Raw genomic sequence first — 23171 nt, forward strand, 5'->3', positions numbered from 1 at the left:
ATCTTCCTTTACGTTTGTGTTATTTAAATTGTAGGAAAAATAGATTCACAGTGCAAACAGATTCCTTTAAAAATATTCCCTCCCCTGTAACAAAACGGTGTATGATGGTACTAACATATTGAGAAGGTTGTGAAAGAGGCGGGTGGCATGAAGGAATTAGAAAATTTATATCGGGAGATTCATCCGAAAGTATATGCTTTTTTCTATGTGAAGACGGGGAGTCAAAGTGTGGCGGAGGATCTAACGCAAGATACGTTTTATGAAGCAATGAAGAGTTATCACTCATTTCGTAAGCAAGCAAGTATTAAAACATGGGTATTTTCGATTGCGCGTAACCTTCTTTACAAATATTATCGTTCGAATAAATATAAAAAGCACCTAGAGAAACGTCTTGTCCTTGCACATGACCACCCGCTATTACTAGAAGATGCTTATCTATTAAAAGAGGAAAGTACCTTACTTCTAAAATGTATTGAATCATTAGATGAATTAAGGCGAGAGATTGTGACATTAAGGGTTTTTGGAGAATTATCATTTAAAGAGATTGGTGAATTAGTCGGTAAAAGTGAGAATTATGCTCGGGTGCATTTCCATCGGGCGAAACTACAGTTACAAAAAAGAATGGAGGGAGACGATGAAAAATCAATGCCCAATCGTTGAGGATTTATTGCCATTATACAATGAAGATTTACTTCATCCAGAAACGAAGGTATGGGTTGAAGCACATTTGCAGGAATGTAAAGAATGTCAGGAGTTATTAACATTGTCACAAGAGCCGCTTCCTACAGATTCGATCCAACCATCGCTTGAAGAGAATAAGATGTTTAAGAAGATTAACCGTAAATTAGCGATTTATCAAATGATTTTTGTCGGATTGTCTCTTATATTAGCAATGACGACATCACTTGTAAATGAGGGCTTCCATTTTATATTAACGTATCCGATTCTCGGGTTAGTGACATTTTTATTTTATAAAGATATTAAACTCGTTTTCTATTTAGCGACGATACCGCTTTTTATCTGGAGTATCGCTGTCGATATATCGGATTATACGAATGGATATTTTATCGAAGAAACGACTGTTACAGAAATGATTAGTGATGTAACTTTGAATAGTATTTTTGCTACGTTTGTGCATTTGCCATTCGCTTTAATAGGTGCATTAATTGGATTTCTCATTCTTAAATTAACGGGGGGTGGTGATCAGCATGATGATGAAGAAAAAATTAATTTATAGTTTCTTTTTAGTCGTCTTAATAGGTGGTATTTTATTTTTATATAATGCGTTTAATGGGAATCCTATCAGTAAATTTTTGGCCAAAAAGGAATTAAAAACCTACTTAGCAGAAACGTATCCAGATGAAGAGTTTTATATAGAAGATGGTTTTTATAACTTCAAGTTTGGTAGTTATGATTTTAATGTTGTTCTAATTGGTGAAGAGGATGCTGAATACGAGGTCACATTGACCGGTTTTATCAAGCCAGAAATATGGTATGACGATATATATTATAGTCGGTTAGACGAACCACTGATTGAAAAACTTTCTCGCGAAGCAAGTGAAGAAGTCCTAGGATTATTAGAAAAAGAAGTCGATCATATCGTTACGCTAGATGTCGAAATTGAAGTATCTCAAGGCACATATCCGAAAGATACAGCGTGGGATAAATCGTTAACACTTGAAAAACCACTTAATTTTCATATTGTGCTTGATTCGACAACAAAGACGAAAGAAGATACATTACAAAGTGCACAAGTGATTCAAACGTTATTAAATGATGCTCGTTATAATTATGAGCGTGTGACGATTAACGGGAATATACTTGATGAGGAAGGGAAGGAGATTGCCGATACAGGTTATGTTAAATACGCCTTATCTTTCAATCCAGATACGACATTGAAATTGAAAGATATTGATGAGCATGAATAACAGATGTGGAGAGTTGATTGACGTGAATCAGCTCTCCTTTTATAATGGAGTAGAAAAATTCATTCATTTTAGAAAAAGGCGGGTGTATTTGATGATTAACGAGGATACGTCACAGGCTTATGCTGAAGCACTAGACCAGTCCGATGTATTAGCATCCTTTCGTGATGAATTTTATGTGTCAGATGACGTCATATATTTTGATGGTAATTCATTAGGGTTGTTATCCAAACGTGCGGAGCAAACACTATTAGCGATGCTTGAATCTTGGAAACAAGATGGGATTGATGGTTGGACAAAGGGGGACAATCCTTGGTTCTATTACTCAGAAGAATTAGCTAAAAAGAGTGCTTCTTTAATCGGAGCAAAAGCAGAGGAAGTGATGATTACTGGTTCCACTACGCAAAACTTACACCAGTTACTAGCGACATTTTATAAGCCAGATGGTAAGCGAACGAAGATGATCGCTGATGAGTTGAATTTCCCTTCTGATTTATATGCGATTAAGAGCCAGTTACGCTTACGTGGACTTCATCCCGACGAACATCTTATTCGAGTGAAGAGTCGTGATGGCCATACGATTTCAGAGGAAGATGTGATTCAAGCAATGACAGAAGAAGTTGCTTTTATTGTTCTTCCAAGTGTGTATTATCGAAGTGGGCAAGTGTTGGATATAAAGCGTGTGACTGAAGCTGCTCATGAGCACGGCATTATAGTAGCTTTTGATTTATGTCATTCAATTGGTGCTCTGCCACATGAGTTGAGTGATTGGGGTGTCGACTTTGCTTTTTGGTGTACGTATAAGCATTTGAATGCTGGCCCTGGGGCGGTTGGTGGCTTGTATGTGAATGAAAAGCATTTCGGAACTGAACCGGGTCTTGCGGGTTGGTTTGGCTCAGATAAGGAGAAACAATTCGACATGGAACATACGATGATACCTGCAGGACATGCTGGAGCATATCAAGTTGGGACACCACATTTATTAAGTGCGGCTCCGTTACTTGGGTCATTAGAAATGTTCGAAGCGGCTGGAATTCACCGTATTCGTGAAAAATCCCTCCATTTAACTGCTTATATGATGATGCTCATTGAAAATGAGTTAGCTGATTATGGATTTGTTATTGTTAATCCGACAGATGATGAATCGCGTGGAGCGCATATTTATTTGGAACATCCCGAAGCTGCGCGTATATGTAAAGCGTTAAAGGAAAACAATGTTATCCCGGATTTTCGTGCCCCTTCTGGCATTCGCCTAGCACCTGTTGCATTATACAATACGTTTGTAGAAGTCTTTAATTGTATTCAAATTTTGAAAACGATTATGGATGAAGAACAGTATAAGAAGTTTACAAATGAACGTGATGTTGTCGCTTAGAGTATGATGACTAAAAGAGGAGGGATGAGATGACGAAGAATATATCAGATTTGCATCAGAAGTTGACAAAAGAACGGGATTTTCATACCGATTTTAAAGAGGAAATGACATATACGGATTATCTCCAATTGGATCGTATTTTGTCGAGTCAGAAAGGCAAATCGAATCATCATGATGAGACATTATTCATAATTATTCATCAAGTAAGTGAACTATGGCTGAAATTGATGATCCATGAATTAGAGGCAGCTATTAAAGCGATTCAAACGCATCAGATGCAAACTGCATTTAAAATGTTAGCCCGTGTGACAAAAGTACAGACGCAAATTATTCAAGCATGGGATGTTTTATCGACACTTACGCCTGCGGAATACTTGGAATTTCGTGATACACTTGGGAAAGCATCTGGATTCCAGTCGTATCAATACCGTTTATTTGAATATGCCCTGGGCTATAAAACGAAACATATTTTAAAAATATATAAGCAAGATGAGATGATTTATGAGCGACTAAGAAAAGCTTTTCATGCGCCAAGTATTTATGATGTATCGATTCAAGCATTGGCACATGCAGGACTACCTATCAATACTGAGCTATTAAGTCGGGATTTTTCAATCACATATGGTGGAGATTCAACGGTAAAAGCCGCGTGGAAGTGTGTTTACGAAGATGTTGAGACATATTGGGAATTATATCAACTTGCTGAAAAGCTCGTTGACATCGAAGACTGGTTACAGCAATGGCGTTTTCGTCATATGAAAACAGTAGAAAGAATCATCGGTTTTAAAAAGGGGACAGGTGGTTCTTCGGGCGTTAGTTATTTGCGCGCGGTATTAGATCATCGTTTTTTCCCTGAATTATGGGAGCTAAGGACAGAATTATAAATAAATATTTGTAAGCGCTTACCTATGCAATTTATAAAGAAAAGGATGATGTTCCAAGTGGAAAAGGGAAGATGGATGGATATATCACAACCTTTAACAAATGACATAGCCGTTTGGCCAGGCGACACACCGTTCTCATTTCACCTATCTTTAACGAAAGCGGAAACAAATTCAGTTAACATTGGTAAATTAAGTACGAGTACACATACAGGCACACATGTTGATGCACCGTTTCATTTTGCTGAAGATGGCAAGAAGATTCATGAACTTGATTTGCAGACATTTATTGGCGGTGCACGGTTAATTGATGTTACGGGAGTCCCAAAGGTTGGTGTCGAGGAATTGAGAAGCCACGACTTATCAGGTGTTAAGCGATTGATTTTACGAACGAGATCAATATATGATTTCAAGCATTTTCCAGATCAATATACAGTTTTAGATGAAAATATTGGTCCTTACTTGAAAGAGCGCGGTATTATTCTCATAGGTACAGATGCCCCTTCAGTTGATGCAGTTGATAGTAAGACATTGGATGCTCATCATTCATTGCATCGGAACGGTATAACAATATTAGAAAATCTTGTACTGAGAGATCTTACACCAGGTGATTATGACTTAATCGCACTTCCACTTAAGATTCAAGATGGTGATGCAAGTCCGGTTCGCGCGGTGATGCGGAAAAGTTGAGTCTTGTAAAAGTTAGTTTAAATGCCTAAAGAGGTTTCAATATGTATCAAGATATGAAGGGAAAATTTCAAAATAATCATTTCATCACGGTGACAAATAAAAAAATCACCTTAATATTAATCTAAGGTGATTTTTACTTACTTAAGAATCAATTGTTTTAGTCTTTATTATTTTTTTAAAAAAGTGTGTCAAAAAAATTAAGGTTATAAATAAAGCAATCTTTAGTAATGGTGTAAAGTCTGTTAAAAATAAAATAACTACTCCGATTACAATATATAGTATAAATAAAAGGCTTAAATATAAAGCTTTTTGTTTATCCAATGCTGTCCCCTCCTATTTATAGAAAACATATCTCATTATGGAATAACCATTATAGCCATTAAAGTTCTGATTAATGCAATGATCTTGTCTTGCTTTCTTATTCGTTGCTGCTGCTTTACTCCATGTATTTGCATTCACTCCGAGACCAATCGCAAATACACCCATAGCTGTTCCAATAACCTTGATAAACCATGCTACCATAAGTGTAAGAATATCAGTCTTTCCAGATAAGGATGAAACTTTCTTTGCCGCTTTTTTAACATCGGAGGCACTAAGCCTTTTTTTGTGTCGTGCATTTATAAGTCTTATTGCCACTTTTTACGTATATGCATTTGCACTTTGCATAGGAACAACACTTAGAAGGAAGACACAAGCCATGACGACGGAAAACACTTTGTTAAATAACTTACCTTTTTTCATAGCAATCTCTCCTGTTTAAACACTATAATTCTAATAATAGTCATGGTAGAAATAAAAGCAATAGGTTCGACAAACCATATCACAATTCGGCAATTTATCTTTGACGAAAGCGGAAACGGACCAGGTGATTATTAGTAAATTAAAATTAATAACGAGTACACATTCAAGCATCCACGTTGATGCATCATGTTCTTGTAGATCTTACACCAGGTAATTATGACTTAATCACACTTCCACTTAAGATCCAAGATGGTGATGCAAGTCCGGTTCGCGCGGTGAAGCGGAAAATTGAGTAAAAGAGTAGAAGAGTTGAAAAAGGGGCAGGGACAAAATGAATTGAACCTACTTAGAGCGTCGGGTTTAGCGATAATAGGTAGTTAGAAACAAAGAGATTTTGACAAAATAAACTGAACTGCCCACTGTTAAGTAGACAGCAAACGGTTTTGGCTCGTATTAAAGAGAGAGCTAAAGCCGTTTTATCATTCTTTATATCTTTTATATTGGTAGATGAAAATATATGGACCCATTGTTTAAGAAATGATCGGCAATGGTGTTTTTGATTTGTACGTTTATCCCTTGTTCTTTCTAAAATATCGCGTTGGAGTGGATAATGATAGGTAAGTCGGCGTTCGTTGCTTGAGTTACCCCGCATTGAGTCCGTCAATGTTATGTAAGTCAGTGCTGGTTGCTCAAGGTACCTTGCATTTAAGCCGTCAATGTTATGTAATTCAGTGCGGGTTGCTCGAGATACCTCACATTGAAGCCGTCAATGTTATGTAATTCGGTGCGGGTTGCTCGAGATACCTCTCATTGAGCCCGTCAATGAAATGTAAGTCGGTGCGGGTTGCTCGAGATACCTCACATTGAAGCCGTCAATGTTATGTAAATCAGTGCGAGTTGCTCAAGATACCTCGCATTGAGCCCGTCAATGATATGTAAATCAACTGAATCCCTTCTACTTTGCTCGCTTTATGGCGTCGCTTTAACACCGGTAAAAAAGAGAGGCTAGGACATAAGTAGAAAAACTATAAAGCATGTTTATTTCTAAAAAGTAAAAGCGCATGAAATCAAATGTACAAATCTTGACTTCATGCGCTTATTAAATTTTTTCTGGGTTTTGTCCTAGTCTCTTATCATTAACTATTCACGAGTTCACGCTTTTCCTCGTGCTTAACAATATATTCAACGTTCGTATCCTGCTCTAGCTGTGGCGAATCTTCTTCAACTAAGTCAGTAAATTTCTTTACATCATTTGTTGCCGTTCTTAAAACAACATGTTTTTTATTGAATTTTGAAGGTGAAGCAATCCCACAGGAAGCTCCGAGCATAAACAGTCCTTCACGCATCGTCGTTAAGTAATTCGCAGTGCGGAATTTCTTCTCTTCGACGACAACTCCTGCTTCTAAATGTGGTAAGTGTGATGTAATTCCAACTGGACAGAGGTTCGTATGACATTTTCCAGCATTAATACAACCAACTGTATTCATCGCTGCCCGAGCAATATAGATTAAATCAGCCCCAAGTGATAAGGCGACCGCCATTTTATTTGCTGTAGCAAGCATACCAGAAGCGATGATTTTAACCTCATCACGTAGACCGTACTTTCTAAGCGTTTGATCGAGAATCAAAATACCAGAGAAAATCGGTAGCCCGAGGCTATCAGCCATCTCTTGGTATGTTGCTCCTGTTCCACCTTCTGCACCATCAATTGAGATGAAGTCAGGTTTCTGACCCGTTTCTTTCATGTAGCCCGCTAATTCATCAAAAGAATGGTCGTCTCCGGCAACAACTTTAATACCAACAGGTTTTCCGGTAATCTCTTGCCAGTGCGTAATCATCTCGAATAATCCCTTCATGTCAGAAAAGAGTGGGAAACGGTTTGGACTTTCGACATCTTTCCCCATTTCAACACCACGAATTTCTGCAATTTCGGGTGTGATTTTTTCTTTTGGCAGTTTACCACCACGGACCTTTGCACCTTGAGCTAGTTTAATCTCAATCGCTTTCACTTCTGGTCTTAAGGCATTTTCTAAAAAGGTTTCTTCATGATATTTTCCGTCTTTTCGTGCACCGAAAAGGCCAGAACCTACTTGGAAAATAAGGTCTGCTCCTCTTTGTCCGATGACCCCTTTTTCAAGTAAGTCTTTAACAATATGAGGTGCATTTTCTCCAAAGCGCTTCTCCAATTCAAAATTCGACGCATGTGGATTATTTTCAATATATTTAAGAATTCGTTTTGTTGGCCGGTCGCTAGGTTCATAAGTTGAATCGACAAGATGGTATACTTTCGACAAATGATATGGTGAAATACCACCTTCTCCTGTATTCATAAAACTTCCGCCACTAATGGCTACCCCTTGAGCGAGTGCTTTAACAGCACTTTTCGATAAAGCACCATAGCTCATCGCTGAAATGCCGACTAAGCCTTTAACACGAAAAGGGTGTTCTCTATCTTTTCCGATGACAATACTGTTCTTATCAGTCAGATGCCATGGTTTGATTTGAACTTGATTACGCTTTTCTTTCCGGCTAGTCAGAGATTCATTAATAATTCGATACGTATATGTTTTAATTGGTGTGGCATTGTCTACTTCTAATTCATTGACGTTTAATGGGAACATAGAGTTTGATAAGTAAAAATCCGTTTTATCAAAGTTTTTCTTTGACCCAAATCCAATGACCGTATTAGCATATTTCCCGGCTTTAGCAATAGTCTCCTGTGTATCACGGTCGACCGGACGTCCTTCCTTATCATTTAAAAACCAATACTGCCGAAATTCAGGTCCGATCATTTCGAAAATATAACGCAGCCTTCCTAAAACGGGATGCGTTTTCAAAATAGAGTGCTGGTTTTGATACTTATCCTTCAAAAACAAATAGATTAAAAGAATAATAAGGCCGTAAAAGATAATTAATGGAAGCTTCTCTAAAAACGAAACGATGATAGACAGATGAAACACCCCTTTGTAATGTATCATAGCTGAATATTTCCACAGTTAATAACTGTTAAAACGTGTGAATGTATTTAAAAATATCTCCGGTGATAATTATATGGAATAATACCCTAAAATTCAACTAAGTTTGATGAAATCCTTAAAAAAGGGGAAAATGTTGTGAAATAAAGTGTAGAGCTGTTAGAAAAGGATATAAATTATGTAAAAAGAAGGAAAAGTTATGATTTCTAAAAAGTCCCTTTCAAAAAAGGAGTGCCGAAATCTTGATATTCATATTCTTAAATTTCACCCGAGATAAGGCCGCGATAAAAGCTAATCTGCCCGATTAATCTACTGTATTTCAAAAAAACTGAAAAGCAGAGCGCTATACTTATCATTTAAAAGCACAAAAAAGGCTGCCCAATAGCTTAAAATAAACTTTTTGGGCAACCTCTTGTTATTTAAATTGGATGGGTTGCATGCTTTCATTAAGCGCACGCATATCATAGCCGTTATCTTTGTAATATTTAAGAAGTCGTTCTAGATGGGCTGCGGTTGTGTCTTTCTCATGCATGAGTACAACAAGTGGTTCTTTACCGTCTAGTTGCATAGTTTGACGGATTGCAGCATCAACGAATCCACCGCCAGTCTGTTTCCAGTCAACCGTATCGATATTCCAATCCCAGAGGATAAACTCTTCTTTGTCAGCTGCTTGTTTAAATGCGGATGTAACGTACGGACGTGACCCATAGGGTGCACGAACTAAATGTGTCCGAATACCGGTCACATCCTCTATATATGAAATAGCTTGATTCATCTCTCCAACAAAGCTTTTAGGAGATTGATAGATTTTTGACACTTCATGTGTGACACCGTGAACACCGAGGGTATGTCCTTTTTCTGCCATTTCTATAACGATGTCTTTGTTCTTCCTCATATTAGGTTCAAGCATAAAGAAGGTCGCTTTTGCATCATACTTGTCTAATAGATTTAAGATTTTCCTTGAAGCAGTCGTGCTTGGACCGTCATCAAATGTAAGATAAACGACTTTTCCCTTTGCTGGGGGTGTTTTTGCTTTTTGGCTTTTATTTGTTTCTTCGGCTTCTTTTTTCTTAGTTACTTCTTCTGTTTTACCTGTATCTACTTTAGTTTCTTCTTTTTTAGGATCAACGCTCTTGGGTTGAATTGCTGCCTCTACGTTGTCTTTCTCTGTCTTTTTAGCCGATTTGCTTGTTTGTTTCACTGTCTGTTGGACTTGCGCTTCCTTCTTTTCAGCATCGACATTTTTACTAGCGAAGTGTTCAGTTAAAAATAATGTCGAAATCATGGTTAAGGCGATCAGCAATCCAATCGTTAATTTCCCCATTTTGTTTAATTTTTTGCGTCGTTTTCTTGATGTCTGCAACTTCTCCACTCCTAAACCGTTTCACAATAATTAACTCTATAACTATCGTAAACTTTATTTCTAATAAATGTGTTACAAAGAAATGACAATCAGCATTGATTGTCGAATTCTACGAAACGTGTCGGTTTAAAGAGAAGTACATGAGAAAACAATGATAACAGATTGTAACCTAATTGCTATTATTTATATCGTAAGAACGAGTATAATATAGGTAAATATGTATGAGGAATGACTACAATGAAGTTATATCGAAGAGGGCTTTTTCTACTATTCATGTTAATCAGTTTAACAGGGTGCACGATGTTTGAAACGAATATGTCATTAATGTCACCGCCGAGTTTACCTGATTCAGAAGAAGAGATTCTTCTCGCCATAGATAAACATGTTCCAAATTCTCAGGAATTGTTGACACCATTAAATGACAAGAGATCGAATCCGATTATAATGGAAGATTTGGATGGAGACGGTCAAGATGAAGCGGTTGTATTTTACAAAAAGAAATCTGGAATCGTAAAAGGTGTCGTTTTAAAAGAGAATGATGGGTGGAATCAAGTTGCTACATTTGATAGTGGAGGAAAAGTGCTCCATGATTTGGCGTTTTTTGATTTAACCGGTGATGGTAAAAAGGAAGTATTTATCGGAACTGGATATGCAAAAGACCATGACAGTAGTCGGATTCTATACGTTTATCAAATATTTTCTAATGAACCTGAACGATTGCTAGAGGAAGCTTATAATCATTTCTTAACGGACGATTTTGGTCCTAATGGTCCAGCACTAATGCTCATTACCTTTTATAAAGGCAAAGAAAACACGGTAACGATGTATCAAATAAAAGATAATGGATTAATGATAATCGATCAGTTAGCTTTAGATGAGTATATAAATGGGTATGTTAGTTTAAAGAGTGGACGCATCTCACCGTCAAAATGGGGACTGATGCTTGATGTAGGAATGGGAGCACATTCTGGGAAAACATTTGTTATCTCTGTTCAAGATGGGAAAATGAGAAATATTTTTCCGAATTTAGATGAGGATCCCACTATCAAAGCGTCCACGACTCAAAGTGATGATACGAATGGAGATGGCGTATTGGAGTTTTCTGTTCTAGAAGATCCCGTTACAGAGGAAGAGCTGCCTCATGCTGAAATGCCATATATTACGGTATATTATCAATTAAATGATGCATATGAACAAGATATTGTCTCAAAGTCGTTTGATAATCACACATATAACTATAAGATTCTTCTCCCGTTAGAATGGGACAATATTAAAGTGAATAAGACAGATGACTGGAGATACGTTGAGATAATCGATGCAGAAAACAATCAGGTTCTATTTGATGTCTATGTTTCTGAAATAAAACGTATAAATGATGATTGGACATTATTAAAAGAAACCGATCAATATGTTTATTTATCTAAGACGGTGAATAAGAAGAATAAACATTTATTTCAAGTTATACATGATTAGATTGAGTGAGGGATGAGGTCGATGGAGAAGATATTAGTAATAGAAGATGAAGATAATATTCGAGGCTTTGTAATTGTCCATTTGAAGCGGGAAGGATTTATCGTTTTAGAAGCAGCTTCAGGCGAGGAAGGTTTGCGAGTTTTAGATGAAAATCCAGATACGAGCCTTGTGTTATTAGATATTATGTTACCAGGAATAGATGGCTTTCAAGTTGCTGAAGAAATTCGTAAACATAACCAGACAATCGGTATTATTATGTTAACGGCTAAGACGATGGAATCAGATCAAGTCCATGGCCTCAATCAAGGTGCAGATGACTATATCGGCAAACCATTTAATCTAAATGAATTGACAGCTAGAGTTCATTCGCTCGTACGACGGATTCGGACCCATCAGTTTCCTAAACAAACTGGAATCCGCTTAAATAGGGCTGAACGTTGTTTGATAAAGGGTGGGAATGCCATTGAACTGTCACCGACAGAATATCAGATTCTTTCCATTCTTGATATGGCAAAAGGTAAGGCGGTTAATCGAAACGATATTTTAGACGAAGTGTGGGGGTTAGATTTTCCAGGCGACCCAAAAATTGTTGATGTTAACATCAGACGAATCCGCCAGAAAGTTGAGGACAACCCATCAGATCCAAAGTATATTGAAACAGTTTGGGGTTACGGTTATAAATGGAGAAAGTAACACGAAATAAAAAAGGCATACGACACTATTTAATGTTACAGCATGTCATCGTCATTTCGGTAGCCGTTCTCCTGTTTGAAATTGTCGTTTTTATCGGTCTTTACCAATACTATTATCGTAATACAGAGGAGATTTTATCATCTCATGCAAAAAACGCCGTCCATTTTGCGATGCGTTCAACTGAGTTATCGCCATTTAATTTGCAATATATGATTCCAGAGATGATTAATGATTATCGGTTAAAGGGAACTGAGATGCAAATTGTTTCCCCATCCGGGAATATTCTCGCTTCTTCATCAGGATTTTCACCAGAATACACGGTCGATCAACGTCTTCTAAAAGAGTCATCAATTGATCATCCAATCGTTTGGAAAGGTAATAATGAAGGGACCGATGAACGGGTTATGGCTGTTATTGTTCCGTTGGAGAACGAAGAGGAACGGCTCGTTTACTTTCGCTATCTGACGTCATTAGAACGGATTGATTCATTTTTTAATAAGCAGATGTTTTTATCATTAGGGATTGGGCTGGGAATCATTTTAGTCGCTTCTTTACTAAGTCTTGCTTTCGCCAAACAAATCACGAATCCCCTCATACAATTGACGAAGGCTTCTAAGCAGTTGAGTAAAGGTGAATATGATGCCATGATTTCTCATGGGAAATATCTCGGAGAATTAGACACGTTGGCTAAATCATTTAATGAAATGTCACATGCCTTATTACAACATGAGAAGATGAAAAATCAATTCATTTCATCGGTTTCACATGAATTAAGAACACCATTAACAAGTATTAAAGGTTGGAGTGACACCTTGTTAACAGGGGACTTAAAAGACCAAAAAGAAGTAAGTCAAGGTTTGCATGTTATATCTGAAGAAGCTTCTCGCTTAGCAGATATGGTAGAAAATTTACTTGATTTTTCAAGCATGAATAATCAATCCTTTACTTTAAATCCAACGACATTTCAAGTGTCAACGTTTTTAGAAGATGTTATGATGCAATTTGATAAATTAGGTAAAAAGAAAGGAATTGAAATCCTCATCCACTCAAGCCAAGATGTATCCATATATGCGGATCGCAATCGTATGAAACAAGTCTTTATTAATGTGATTGATAATGCGATTAAACATAGTCAATCCGGCGATGTCATTGAATTAAATGCTTGGGTGGATGGCGGAAGGTTTATATTCTCTATTAAAGATGAAGGAGAGGGAATGACGGAAGAAGTTCTACAACAAGTGACAACCCCCTTCTATAAGGGGAATCCAAATACATCAGGAACAGGTCTAGGGTTGTCAATATGTAAGGATATTATTGAACTTCACCATGGAGAATTTCAAATTGACAGTCAACAAGATGAAGGAACAACTGTTACGATTTCGCTTCCTTATGACAGAACACAAGGCGATTTGCACTCCGTCTAGTCATCATATACAATAGATGGAAACATTTGGGCTTGGAGGTAATCTAATGGCAAGTTTCGAAGATTTTAAAGCATTGGATATACGCGTAGGCACGGTTTTATCTGCAGAACCTTTCCCAGAAGCGAGAGTACCAGCGATTAAAATGGTTATTGATTTTGGAGAACTAGGTGAGAAACAGTCATCTGCACAAATTACGAAGCGTTACACATCTGAGGATATGGTTGGGAAACAAGTCATTGCTGTCGTTAATTTTCCACCGATGCGTATTGCAGGGTATCGTTCGGATGTCTTAGTATTAGGGGCAGTTCCTAATGAAGGTGATGTCATCTTATTATCACCAGATGAACATGTAGAAAACGGGACACGTATTTCATAATAGAAAACGGAAAGAGGCAGTGTGTAGCACTGCCTCTATTATATTTAATTATTTTTCCGTTGTCAGTGCAGTCATAAAGTAATCCCGTACATGAAGCCAATCATCTAATTTTACATCAAAGTCTTCATAACGATTATGTGGTGCAGAAAACATAATGCCTTGTCCTTTAAATATTTCAAGTTGATCTAAACTATCATCAATTAAATAATCAGTATGGACAATGCTTTTCACACCGCAGAAAATAAAGTTGTGTGGTGGGATAAAAGGAAAATGTTCTCTTAACCATTCAAATTTTGCTTGAAATGATTCAGGTGCGAACATTGCTGCTGTCGCAATAAAGATTTCATAGTGTTCACTAAGTTCTTTAACGACGTCTTGACTGTGCTCAATAACAGGCAAATGTCTAAAGAAGTCATACGTATCAACCATTTGATAGATTTCATCTTTTAACTCGGGGAATTTTTCTACTAAAGTATATCCAACCATATCTTTTTTTGTTAGTTGCTTATCATATTTTTTATTAAAACGATCAAGCTTTTCCTGAACTAAATCGGCTAACACTTGGTCCATATCAAGGGCAATTGTTTTTTTCAATCATATGCATCCTCTCGTCTATATTAAAAAAAACTATGAAAATATAACTGCTTCTTACTCATTATAAACATCTTCTAACATAGATTCATCTATTATGCAGTTAGGAACTATTATTATAGGGAAAAACAATATATCTAAAACAAGAATTTTTTAAATGATGAATAAGTGTACTATAATACATATATATACATATGAAAGAGGGGATATGAATGAGTGAAAAAGTAACGATTAAAGTCAATGACAATGGCTCACTACTTGTAACAGGTGATGTTGAACTTGTTGATAAAGAAGGGAATGTATTTGAAACAAAGAAAGCATTCTCACTTTGTCGTTGTGGTCATTCACAAAACAAGCCATTTTGTGATGGGAGCCACAAAAAAGAAGGATTTGAAAGTGCACCACGTGCTAAATAGGAAGCGAAAGGCACGGATAAAGAAGATTGATCTCCTTTATCCGTGCCTTTTCTATTTTTCAATCGTTAGCCAGATTTCCCACTTATCATCAATAAATTTATAGTCAATTTGTGTAATCGTAATATGTTTGAGTTCTTGAATGGATGTTATTTGTTCAGTGTTTTTAATATACATGGGCGGTGGTTGGTTTCGATTTTCTTCAGCAAGCGGTATCACCTGTTCTTTCGCTAGCCACTGAACAACCTCACCTTTCATCTCCATCTGACCTTCGATTGTTACTTGCCCACGCATCGTAATAATAAGTTCGTTTTCATGCTTATTTACATGTGTTACGGTGAAGTGATCGAATGACATACCGATATCAATTGTTTCACGGTTAAAAACTTCTAAGAGTTCATCATGCCTTTCTGCACTTTCTAACGTATAACTTAACTGTAAATCGTTTTCTTCCGTTTGTTTTATCATATTTAGAGTAACGAGACAAGCGAGGAAGATAACCACCATACTTGCGACAATGGCTAACTTAAATCTGAAACGATGCTTTGTCTTTGGCGTTTGAATACGATTTAACACTTTATGTTTATCTTTTTCAGTAAGGGCAATCGGTAAATTGTAAAATTGTTCTTTCGCTTGTTTAATTTTATCATCCATTAAGAACACCTCTTTCGATAAAGAGTTGTTTTAGTCGTTTACGCCCACGGCTCAATCGCGATCTAACGGTTGATGGATTTAATTTTAACATATTGCTTATTTCATCAGTCGTAAATTCTTGAAAATAATATAAAATGAGTATTTCCCGATATTTAACAGGAAGCATCATGATGATTGTGACGAGATGATCTATTTCATTCTGCTTTAAAAGTTGTTGTTCGGGAGACAGTGTTTCTGTCGATAATGTTAATTGTTTTAAACGTTCTTTGAGCCGTTGATTTCGGACTTGCCAACTTCTGAGATGGTCTTTACACTTGTTGATGGCAATCGAATAGATCCAACTGCGAAGTGAGGCCTCACCTTTAAATGTTGATAATTTTTCATATACGGTCAAAAACACGTCCTGGGTCACTTCATCGGTATCGGCCTCATTTTTCATATAAGTATAGACAAGTCGCTTTATGTCATGACCATACATATTCATGATTTGTTCAATTTGTTGAACCCTGTCTTCTATTTGCAATATATCTGTTTCATGAAGTGATTGACCCATAATCTCGCCCCCATCCGAAAACGCTCCCTTGTATATGACGAAAGATTCGAATTCTTTGTTGCAAAAATAAAATGGTGTTCTTAATCGGAGACGGTTTATGCCAGATTCCTTAAAAAGACACCATTTATTATTTCAAATATTAAATTTAATGTCGTTTACTAAGCCATAAAATACCAGATTTAACCCAACGAGGGAATAATCCTGTAAGTGGCTGTTGAAACATACTTCCGAATCCATCGCTTCTTCCTAGGGATCCAAGTGTGCCACGAAGTTTAATATCTTTCGGCTTTTTCGGTTCTCTTCCATTTAGAATATCAGCCAAGATATCAGCAATTCGTTCACCTTGTAAACCAGCTAGTTGTGCACTTGGTGAAAAGTCTGAAGAAGCATTATCACCGACAACATAGACATTCGGTTGTTCAGGCACTTGGAAAAACTCATTAACAACAACTTTATCGTAGCGGTCCTTTCCAAAAGGAAGTTCACGGACTAGGTGATGTGGTTGTACACCCGCTGTCCAAATGGTGACATCATTGACAAAACAAACACCATTATTACAAACACCGTCTTTTTCGACATATTCGACATTTGAATGATGAATCACTTCGACGCCATTTTTTATAAACCAGTCATGGACGTGAGCTTGGACTTTCGGATCAAATGCTTTTAAGACAGATGCACCTCGGTCTAGAAGGCGAATGTTTAAATCAGCCCGGCTTTCTCTTATTTCTGAAGCGACTTCGATTCCACTTAACCCAGCTCCGACGACAGTTACTTTTCTGTATGCTGGTAAGTTACCAACAGCAGTACCTGTCTTTCGTGCTTTGGAGAAAGATTGAACACTATTCGTATATTCAGCTGCTCCAGGTACATCGTGATAAATATCTTCACAACCAAGTCCGATGACAAGTTTATCATATTCAACAACACGACTAGAATCACTGAAAAAAATCTGTTCGTTCTCAATATCGATTTTGCTAACCGTCCCAAACACATACTGAATGCGATCACTTTGTGGAAAGTCTAAACGAACATCGCGGTCAGCTGCTGTTCCTCCGGCGATGGTATAAAATTCCGTTTTTAAAGAATGATACGGATTTTTATCGACTAAAATAATTTGCACATCATCTGGAAGGTTAGCGTTATTTAAGCCTAGGGCAACTTTTAAACCACCGTAACCCCCGCCTAGAATAACTATGTTTTGCATGATTTTAACCCCCTACCCCTGTTATGAGAAAAGTTTGTTAAAAATTTCACATCATCCCTTCTTATAGATTATCAAAAAAATGTATCGCTGACTAGGAAAAGATAGTTGGCATGGTGGATACTCAAATTAAGGTAAAAAAGAAGACCCCTAATTCTTTTTAGAGATCTTCTTTCGTTTATTAATAAGAACTTAGTCGCTCAATACGCTCATCTAAATTCGGATGTGTAGAAAATAGTGCTGATTTTCTTTTACCGCTAATTTTTAATGTCGCAACAGCTGATTGGTCTTCCGTTTGTACGCGTTCAACATAGTTCTTTAGCATTTGTAAAGCATGTTTCATTTTCTCAGTTCCTGCTAAATCGGCGCCACCTTTATCTGCATGGAATTCGCGATGTCTAGAGTAAGCAAATACAACTAGGCTACCTAGGGCTGAGAATAGGAGTTGGAAGACGATGATGGCGATAAAATGAACAATTGGTGCTAAATCGTCTCTTACAACTTGTGATACAAGAAACGCTACAATTCGCGCTAAGAAAACGACAAATGTGTTCACAACACCTTGTAATAAGGTCATCGTTACCATGTCACCATTAGCTATATGGGCCACCTCGTGAGCGATGACTCCTTCAATGGCATCATCATCCATTTCAATTAATAATCCACGTGAAACAGCAACTAATGAACGTTTTTTAGAAGGCCCCGTTGCAAAAGCATTGACTTCATCAGATTCATAGATGCCAACCTCAGGCATATGCATCATGCCTGCAGCACGTGCTAAAAGATGTACCTTCTCAACGACCATTTCCTCCTCGGCTGAGAGTGGGCCATTCGGGTCTAGAACACGAACACCCATAACACGCTTGGCCATCCAACGTGACATCCATAATGAAATAAAAGAACCAGAAAACCCAATCGTTGCACTAATAATAAGTAGTGATCCATAATCAATTTGTCCATCACGAATATACCCGCCGACAAATGAAAACACGATACTAATGGTGAGCAATACTAAGATGTTAGTTAATAAAAAATAAAAAATACGCTTTCCCATGCTACTCCCCCTGTTACATTAATCAGTTGTTTATATTATATGGGTAACCAATCAATAATACAACTGTTAATTTTATTCAAAAGTTAGCGCTTTCATGCTATTCTAAAATCAGAATAACAAAGGGGGAGAAGTTATGATTAAACATGCGATACAAGATGATTATGCGGAAGACTATGCGTGGTGTTATGGATGTGGTCGGTTAAATGAAGCTGGCTTACATTTAAGAACTGGATGGAGTGGGGATAAAACCGTAACATGGTACACTCCAAGAGCAGAACATAAAGCAATTCCAGGTTTTATTTATGGTGGATTAATTGCGTCATTGGTAGACTGTCATGGGACGGGCTCAGCTGCTTTATACGTTCATCGTAAAAATGGTCACGAGCCTGGTGATGGTGTAGATGCTCCACGTCTTGTCACAGGATCACTCACAGTGAACTTTCTCGCTCCAACTCCTGAGGGCGTTCCATTAAAAGCAGTCGGCATGGTAGAGGAAATTCATCCGAAGAAGTTTAAAGTCATGACACACGTTTATGCTGAAGATGTTTGCTGTGTAGAAGGTGAAGTTATTGCTGTTATGATGCCCGATACATTTAACAAATAGGGAAATCACACGCCGTATTTTTAATATGGCGTGATTTTTTTGTGATATATTCCATTTTTTTATTATCTAATCCAAAAATTTAAGTAGAAAAATGTCGAAAAAATGGTGAACTTTAATGTGAAAGGTAGCACTTGAAGAGACAATATATTATCATGAAAGTAGGTAAATGTTTCGTATGAAGCCGTGCAATTGTCTTTGGGAGGAGTAATGAAATGGATATCAGTTTTGATTCTTTATTAGATGTTATCGGTGAATTGTTTTCAGATGAAATTTCGATTGCTATTACAAATAAGAAGGAATATATCTATTTTCGACCGAGCAAACGAATTGATTTAAAAATTCGCCCAGGAGACCCGATCGTGGAAGGTACCATCGCCTATAAAGCACTAGAGAAAAAACAGAAGGTATCCGAGTTCATGGATCGAGAGTTATTTGGTGTCCCTTATCACGGAATGGCTGTCCCTTATTATGAAAAAGAGAGCTTAAAAGGAACGGTCCTCGCGATCTATCCAGCCATGACAGAGGGAAAATCTGTTGTTACAGTTAGAACGGCTGACGGATGGAAGCCGATACCGTTTGAAGATGTGATTTATATCGAAGTAAAGAATCGAAAAACACATGTTTATACACAAGAAGTGACCGGAACACATAAAAACACGTTGCAGGAATTCGAATATGCTCTTCCGCGAGAATTGTTTGTCCGATGTCACCGATCTTTCATTGTAAATGTTCATCAAATTAAAGATATTTTTCCAGATTCCCACTCAACATTTGTTCTTGAATTGACGAATGGCGCTCGTATTCCGGTTAGTCAGAATTACTCTAGTTATTTTAGAAAATTATTAGGATTTTAACTTATATTGTTAAAATCCTACCTTTTACAACTTATTTAAACGAGTATTTTCTGCTTCAACCAACAAATAATATGTCTAAGGCGCTAAATTTGTCGCTTCGACACGTTTCTCCAAAACGTACTTTTAGTAAGCTACAATGAAGATGGAGTATATTACAGTAAGAAGAGGGATGATTAAAATGGGGGAAAGGATTAATCGCATAAGAGTCAAGGCTTTACATGATCGCATCGTCTCTAAAGAAGAAGCAGCGAGCTGGATTAAAGATGGTATGACATTAGGCTTAAGTGGTTTTACACGTGCAGGTGAAGTTAAAGCGGTTCCATATGCCTTAGTAGAACGAGCTAGAAATGAATCATTTAAAGTCAATGTATACACTGGGGCGTCTTTAGGTTCAGATATAGATAAGCTGTTTACTGAAGCGGGTATCGTTAACAGGCGTTTGCCATTCCAAGTCGATCGCACGATGCGTAAAGCTATTAATGAAGGGGAAATAAATTTTGTCGATCAACATTTATCTCATACAGCAGAACTTGTACGCGCTGATGTGATGCCTATCGACTATGCTATTTTGGAAGCGATTTCCATAACTGAAGACGGTGAAATCATTCTTTCGTCCTCTGTTGGTAACTCTCTTTTATTTGCGGAACATGCTGAAAACATTATTATTGAGTTAAACACAGCATGGCCAGAAAACCTTGAAGGGGTTCATGATTTATACAGTCCAGGGCCACAAGGAGATCGTACCCCGATTCCACTAACGAAACCAAATGATCGAATCGGTCAAGTTGGCATTAAAGTTGATTTAAATAAAATAAAAGGCATCGTTTTTACGGACAAGCTTGATGATCCGTCAGATATTGTACCACCTGATGAAGAAACACAGACAATGGCAAATCATTTACTTGAGTTTTTACGGAAAGAAATTGCGGCTGGTCGATTGACAGAAAAGCTAGCTCCGATTCAGGCAGGGATTGGTTCTGTCGCTAATGCTGTCTTACACGGGATGCTCCAGTCCGAATTTGAAGGTTTAGATGTATATTCAGAAGTATTACAAGATGCCATTTTTGATTTGATTGACGCTGGAAAGGTAAAAAGTGCGTCCTGTTGTTCATTTGCGATTTCAGAGGAAAAAATGAAGCAAGTTTATGGCAACTTTGATAAATATAGAAATAAATTAATTATGCGTCCACAAGAAATATCTAACCATCCGGAGATTATTCGCCGACTCGGTACGATTTCAATTAACACGGCATTAGAATTTGATATTTATGGCAATGTGAACTCAACACATGTAACGGGAACGAAAATGATGAATGGTATTGGTGGTTCAGGTGATTTTGCACGAAATGCACGCCTAGCCATTTTCGTAACGAAATCAACCGCAAAAAATGGTGAAATATCCAGTGTCGTACCTTTCGTATCGCATGTTGATCACACTGAACATGATGTTGATGTTGTCATAACTGAACAAGGTTATGCAGATTTACGTGGACTTGCACCAAGAGAGCGCGCACCATTAATTATTGAAAACTGTGTGCATCCGATGTATCGCGAGAAAATGCGCGAATACTATGAAGAAGCATTAAAACGAGGTGGCCACACACCGCACGTTTTAGAAAAAGCTTTTTCATGGCATGATAATTTGATAAAAAATGGTACGATGCGTGAATTAGTCCACGTTTAATGACAATTATTTACAGAAAAAAGATAAGACTGTATCGGGGACGAAGACACAAGCTCATTGTAGGTTTATATAGACGCACGAAAAAAACAAGCTGACTTTCCTTGGGGGAGGAGAGTCAGTTTGTTTTGTATTTTAGAGGGAAAGATTTTTATCACGCTTCATTATAATTTTCCAAAGTAATAAAGCCGAACCATAGGGGAGGGCATCGGCTTTAAGTAGTGGGGGTGGGCACTTTTTTATAGATAAAATAATATCACCGAGAGACATGTGATGACTTTCAAGGGGAACTTCATCTGATTACCTCCAAATCATGTGACATTATTTATCTTACTTATACTGTACAATATAACTGTTAAATCAGTGTGTAACCTAGGTTAACTTTATGTAAATTTAACGATATGGTTCGTTTACAGCATAAAAGGAGTATGACATAATAGACATATACTATTTTGCTGAAAGAGGAATCGACAATGGAATTAGTATACACGGGTAAAACGAAAGATGTATATCGTTTAAATGGCGGAAACTATTTGCTTAAATTTAAAGATGATGTGACTGGTGAAGATGGAAAATTCGATCCGGGTGCCAACACGGTCGGGTTGACAATGGAAGGTGCAGGAAGGGCAGCACTAAGGCTGACGACTTTCTTTTTTAAGTTATTAAAACAGGAAAACATTCCGACACATTACATTTCATCGGACATTGAGGAGCAAACGATGACAGTTATTCCTGCTAAACCATTCGGAGAGGGCTTGGAAGTGATTTGTCGTTACCGGGCCGTGGGTAGTTTCTTACGTCGTTATGGCAAGTATGCTGAAGAAGGACAGGCTCTAGATGCTTTTGTCGAAGTGACGCTAAAAGATGATGAACGCGGAGACCCACCGATTAGTAAAGATGCCCTTCATATGCTCGGTATTTTATCAAGCGATGAATATGAAACGCTAAAAGACATGACCCGAAAAATCTCCCAATTGGTTAAAGCAGAGCTTGCTAAAAAGGGAGTCGACCTATACGATATTAAGTTTGAATTCGGTCGAAACAGCACTGGTGAAATCATTTTAATCGATGAAATTTCTGGTGGTAATTTACGTGCTTATAAAGATGACGAATATATTGAACCAATCGCATTAACAAAGTTGATGTTAGATTAAGTATGGTTGTCTGAAAAAAACAAGTGGAGAATAGACTTCTCCGCTTGTTTTTATGTTCAATGCGCAGTCTCGTTGTTTTTTTCATCCCCGAGAGGCTGCATTGACGCTTCAATGCGTCGTCTCGTCGTGCGTATTCTCCTCGAGAGGCCGCATTGCCGCTTCAATGCGTTGTCTCATTGTGTATATTTATCGCGAGAGGCTGTATTGGAGCTTCAATGCGTTGTCTCGTTGTGTTTTTCATCCGTGAGAGGCTGTATTGGAGCTTCAATGCGTTGTCTCGTTGTGTTTTTTATCCCCGAGAGGCTGTATTGGAGCTTCAATGCGTCGTCTCGTTGTGTTTTTCATCCGTGAGAAGTCAAGTCCATATTTATGTGTAAATTCGATTTTTCCCAGACAATGTTTTAACCACTATTTTTATTGTGAGTTTCAATCAGCCACAGCTTTGCTGCTTGCCATTGATGTCGTGTTCGAATCTTGGCATTCGATGGAAGGG

The 23171-nt window shown here is 37.6% G+C and carries 24 protein-coding genes; 15 read left to right on the forward strand and 9 right to left on the reverse strand.

Annotated features, from left to right (window positions below):
• Positions 1 to 147 precede the first annotated feature (147 nt).
• The 6 genes from VIG73_RS10635 (at position 148) to kynB (ending at position 4871) form a co-directional block, all read left to right on the forward strand.
• The gene (locus tag VIG73_RS10635; protein WP_331641751.1) at positions 148 to 660 is read left to right on the forward strand and encodes an RNA polymerase sigma factor; all 513 of its coding nucleotides are present in this window, start codon (positions 148 to 150) and stop codon (positions 658 to 660) included.
• Positions 635 to 1237 (forward strand): zf-HC2 domain-containing protein, encoded by a 603-nt coding sequence (locus VIG73_RS10640; RefSeq protein ID WP_331641754.1) that lies wholly within the window; start codon positions 635 to 637, stop codon positions 1235 to 1237. The genes VIG73_RS10635 and VIG73_RS10640 overlap by 26 nt, the downstream gene beginning before the upstream one ends.
• Entirely contained in the window at positions 1209 to 1928 is a 720-nt protein-coding gene (locus tag VIG73_RS10645; protein ID WP_331641756.1) for a DUF3139 domain-containing protein, read from the forward strand. Before VIG73_RS10640 ends, VIG73_RS10645 begins: the two co-directional genes overlap by 29 nt.
• 91 nt (positions 1929 to 2019) lie before the next feature.
• Positions 2020 to 3300 (forward strand): kynureninase, encoded by a 1281-nt coding sequence (gene kynU, locus VIG73_RS10650; RefSeq protein ID WP_331641758.1) that lies wholly within the window; start codon positions 2020 to 2022, stop codon positions 3298 to 3300.
• Positions 3301 to 3329: 29 nt separating this feature from the next.
• The gene (gene kynA / locus VIG73_RS10655; protein WP_331641760.1) at positions 3330 to 4184 is read left to right on the forward strand and encodes a tryptophan 2,3-dioxygenase; all 855 of its coding nucleotides are present in this window, start codon (positions 3330 to 3332) and stop codon (positions 4182 to 4184) included.
• Positions 4185 to 4241: 57 nt separating this feature from the next.
• On the forward strand, positions 4242 to 4871 hold the full coding sequence (gene kynB, locus VIG73_RS10660) for an arylformamidase (RefSeq protein ID WP_331641762.1): 630 nt from the start codon (positions 4242 to 4244) through the stop codon (positions 4869 to 4871).
• Between the two features lie 141 nt (positions 4872 to 5012).
• Here kynB and VIG73_RS10665 read toward each other — a convergent pair whose 3' ends face one another.
• The 4 genes from VIG73_RS10665 to VIG73_RS10680 all read right to left on the reverse strand — a co-directional run bounded on the left by VIG73_RS10665 (position 5013) and on the right by VIG73_RS10680 (position 9959).
• Positions 5013 to 5192: a hypothetical protein gene (locus VIG73_RS10665; RefSeq protein ID WP_331641764.1), complete on the reverse strand. Its 180-nt coding sequence runs from the start codon at positions 5190 to 5192 to the stop codon at positions 5013 to 5015.
• Positions 5193 to 5204: 12 nt separating this feature from the next.
• On the reverse strand, positions 5205 to 5393 hold the full coding sequence (locus VIG73_RS10670) for a hypothetical protein (RefSeq protein WP_331641766.1): 189 nt from the start codon (positions 5391 to 5393) through the stop codon (positions 5205 to 5207).
• Between the two features lie 1355 nt (positions 5394 to 6748).
• Positions 6749 to 8590 carry an FMN-binding glutamate synthase family protein gene (locus VIG73_RS10675; protein WP_331641768.1) on the reverse strand — a complete coding sequence of 614 codons (1842 nt, stop codon included), beginning with the start codon at positions 8588 to 8590 and terminating at the stop codon, positions 6749 to 6751.
• A gap of 412 nt (positions 8591 to 9002) precedes the next feature.
• Positions 9003 to 9959 (reverse strand): polysaccharide deacetylase family protein, encoded by a 957-nt coding sequence (locus VIG73_RS10680; RefSeq protein WP_414648401.1) that lies wholly within the window; start codon positions 9957 to 9959, stop codon positions 9003 to 9005.
• A gap of 228 nt (positions 9960 to 10187) precedes the next feature.
• Here VIG73_RS10680 and VIG73_RS10685 point away from each other — a divergent pair, with 228 nt between their 5' ends.
• Genes VIG73_RS10685 through csaA form a run of 4 tightly spaced genes read left to right on the forward strand, consistent with a single transcriptional unit; the run spans position 10188 to position 13916 of the window.
• Positions 10188 to 11423 (forward strand): hypothetical protein, encoded by a 1236-nt coding sequence (locus tag VIG73_RS10685; protein ID WP_331641772.1) that lies wholly within the window; start codon positions 10188 to 10190, stop codon positions 11421 to 11423.
• A 21-nt stretch (positions 11424 to 11444) separates the two neighbouring features.
• Positions 11445 to 12116, forward strand: a complete 672-nt coding sequence (locus tag VIG73_RS10690) for a response regulator transcription factor (RefSeq protein ID WP_331641774.1) — start codon at positions 11445 to 11447, stop codon at positions 12114 to 12116.
• The gene (locus VIG73_RS10695; protein WP_331641776.1) at positions 12104 to 13540 is read left to right on the forward strand and encodes a HAMP domain-containing sensor histidine kinase; all 1437 of its coding nucleotides are present in this window, start codon (positions 12104 to 12106) and stop codon (positions 13538 to 13540) included. The genes VIG73_RS10690 and VIG73_RS10695 overlap by 13 nt, the downstream gene beginning before the upstream one ends.
• A gap of 46 nt (positions 13541 to 13586) precedes the next feature.
• Positions 13587 to 13916, forward strand: a complete 330-nt coding sequence (gene csaA, locus VIG73_RS10700; protein WP_331641778.1) for a chaperone CsaA — start codon at positions 13587 to 13589, stop codon at positions 13914 to 13916.
• Positions 13917 to 13964: 48 nt separating this feature from the next.
• Here csaA and VIG73_RS10705 read toward each other — a convergent pair whose 3' ends face one another.
• Complete coding sequence (locus tag VIG73_RS10705; RefSeq protein WP_331641780.1) at positions 13965 to 14510, reverse strand: 5' nucleotidase, NT5C type; 546 nt, start codon at positions 14508 to 14510, stop codon at positions 13965 to 13967.
• 209 nt (positions 14511 to 14719) lie between these two features.
• Between VIG73_RS10705 and VIG73_RS10710 the strand changes: the two genes are divergently transcribed.
• Positions 14720 to 14923 (forward strand): CDGSH iron-sulfur domain-containing protein, encoded by a 204-nt coding sequence (locus tag VIG73_RS10710; protein ID WP_331641782.1) that lies wholly within the window; start codon positions 14720 to 14722, stop codon positions 14921 to 14923.
• A gap of 51 nt (positions 14924 to 14974) precedes the next feature.
• Here VIG73_RS10710 and VIG73_RS10715 read toward each other — a convergent pair whose 3' ends face one another.
• From VIG73_RS10715 to htpX, 4 genes are all read right to left on the reverse strand, one after another.
• Positions 14975 to 15574: a hypothetical protein gene (locus VIG73_RS10715; protein ID WP_331641784.1), complete on the reverse strand. Its 600-nt coding sequence runs from the start codon at positions 15572 to 15574 to the stop codon at positions 14975 to 14977.
• Positions 15567 to 16127, reverse strand: a complete 561-nt coding sequence (locus VIG73_RS10720) for a sigma-70 family RNA polymerase sigma factor (protein WP_331641786.1) — start codon at positions 16125 to 16127, stop codon at positions 15567 to 15569. The genes VIG73_RS10715 and VIG73_RS10720 overlap by 8 nt, the downstream gene beginning before the upstream one ends.
• A gap of 145 nt (positions 16128 to 16272) precedes the next feature.
• Entirely contained in the window at positions 16273 to 17334 is a 1062-nt protein-coding gene (locus VIG73_RS10725) for an NAD(P)/FAD-dependent oxidoreductase (RefSeq protein ID WP_331641788.1), read from the reverse strand.
• A 178-nt stretch (positions 17335 to 17512) separates the two neighbouring features.
• Complete coding sequence (gene htpX / locus VIG73_RS10730; RefSeq protein ID WP_331641790.1) at positions 17513 to 18385, reverse strand: protease HtpX; 873 nt, start codon at positions 18383 to 18385, stop codon at positions 17513 to 17515.
• A 133-nt stretch (positions 18386 to 18518) separates the two neighbouring features.
• Here htpX and VIG73_RS10735 point away from each other — a divergent pair, with 133 nt between their 5' ends.
• The 4 genes from VIG73_RS10735 to VIG73_RS10750 all read left to right on the forward strand — a co-directional run bounded on the left by VIG73_RS10735 (position 18519) and on the right by VIG73_RS10750 (position 22678).
• Entirely contained in the window at positions 18519 to 18989 is a 471-nt protein-coding gene (locus VIG73_RS10735) for a PaaI family thioesterase (protein WP_331641792.1), read from the forward strand.
• Between the two features lie 212 nt (positions 18990 to 19201).
• Entirely contained in the window at positions 19202 to 19843 is a 642-nt protein-coding gene (locus VIG73_RS10740) for a LytTR family DNA-binding domain-containing protein (protein WP_331641794.1), read from the forward strand.
• A 178-nt stretch (positions 19844 to 20021) separates the two neighbouring features.
• Complete coding sequence (locus VIG73_RS10745) at positions 20022 to 21527, forward strand: acetyl-CoA hydrolase/transferase family protein (RefSeq protein WP_331641796.1); 1506 nt, start codon at positions 20022 to 20024, stop codon at positions 21525 to 21527.
• A 470-nt stretch (positions 21528 to 21997) separates the two neighbouring features.
• Positions 21998 to 22678, forward strand: coding sequence for a phosphoribosylaminoimidazolesuccinocarboxamide synthase (locus VIG73_RS10750; protein ID WP_331641798.1), 681 nt, complete (start codon positions 21998 to 22000; stop codon positions 22676 to 22678).
• The last annotated feature ends 493 nt before the right edge of the window (positions 22679 to 23171 follow it).

The sequence above is a fragment of the Cerasibacillus sp. genome (assembly GCF_036516575.1).
Taxonomy (GTDB): Bacteria; Bacillota; Bacilli; order Bacillales; family Amphibacillaceae; genus Cerasibacillus.

Excerpts from the sequence above, each read along its gene's own strand:
- VIG73_RS10635 (WP_331641751.1), top strand. The coding sequence starts at position 148 with ATGAAGGAATTAGAAAATTTATATCGGGAGATTCATCCGAAAGTATAT.
- VIG73_RS10640 (WP_331641754.1), top strand. The coding sequence starts at position 635 with ATGAAAAATCAATGCCCAATCGTTGAGGATTTATTGCCATTATACAAT.
- VIG73_RS10645 (WP_331641756.1), top strand. The coding sequence starts at position 1,209 with ATGATGATGAAGAAAAAATTAATTTATAGTTTCTTTTTAGTCGTCTTA.
- kynU (WP_331641758.1), top strand. The coding sequence starts at position 2,020 with ATGATTAACGAGGATACGTCACAGGCTTATGCTGAAGCACTAGACCAG.
- kynA (WP_331641760.1), top strand. The coding sequence starts at position 3,330 with ATGACGAAGAATATATCAGATTTGCATCAGAAGTTGACAAAAGAACGG.
- VIG73_RS10670 (WP_331641766.1), bottom strand. The coding sequence starts at position 5,393 with ATGGTAGCATGGTTTATCAAGGTTATTGGAACAGCTATGGGTGTATTT.
- VIG73_RS10675 (WP_331641768.1), bottom strand. The coding sequence starts at position 8,590 with ATGATACATTACAAAGGGGTGTTTCATCTGTCTATCATCGTTTCGTTT.
- VIG73_RS10685 (WP_331641772.1), top strand. The coding sequence starts at position 10,188 with ATGAAGTTATATCGAAGAGGGCTTTTTCTACTATTCATGTTAATCAGT.
- VIG73_RS10690 (WP_331641774.1), top strand. The coding sequence starts at position 11,445 with ATGGAGAAGATATTAGTAATAGAAGATGAAGATAATATTCGAGGCTTT.
- VIG73_RS10695 (WP_331641776.1), top strand. The coding sequence starts at position 12,104 with ATGGAGAAAGTAACACGAAATAAAAAAGGCATACGACACTATTTAATG.
- csaA (WP_331641778.1), top strand. The coding sequence starts at position 13,587 with ATGGCAAGTTTCGAAGATTTTAAAGCATTGGATATACGCGTAGGCACG.
- VIG73_RS10710 (WP_331641782.1), top strand. The coding sequence starts at position 14,720 with ATGAGTGAAAAAGTAACGATTAAAGTCAATGACAATGGCTCACTACTT.
- VIG73_RS10715 (WP_331641784.1), bottom strand. The coding sequence starts at position 15,574 with ATGGATGATAAAATTAAACAAGCGAAAGAACAATTTTACAATTTACCG.
- VIG73_RS10720 (WP_331641786.1), bottom strand. The coding sequence starts at position 16,127 with ATGGGTCAATCACTTCATGAAACAGATATATTGCAAATAGAAGACAGG.
- VIG73_RS10725 (WP_331641788.1), bottom strand. The coding sequence starts at position 17,334 with ATGCAAAACATAGTTATTCTAGGCGGGGGTTACGGTGGTTTAAAAGTT.
- htpX (WP_331641790.1), bottom strand. The coding sequence starts at position 18,385 with ATGGGAAAGCGTATTTTTTATTTTTTATTAACTAACATCTTAGTATTG.
- VIG73_RS10735 (WP_331641792.1), top strand. The coding sequence starts at position 18,519 with ATGATTAAACATGCGATACAAGATGATTATGCGGAAGACTATGCGTGG.
- VIG73_RS10740 (WP_331641794.1), top strand. The coding sequence starts at position 19,202 with ATGGATATCAGTTTTGATTCTTTATTAGATGTTATCGGTGAATTGTTT.
- VIG73_RS10745 (WP_331641796.1), top strand. The coding sequence starts at position 20,022 with ATGGGGGAAAGGATTAATCGCATAAGAGTCAAGGCTTTACATGATCGC.
- VIG73_RS10750 (WP_331641798.1), top strand. The coding sequence starts at position 21,998 with ATGGAATTAGTATACACGGGTAAAACGAAAGATGTATATCGTTTAAAT.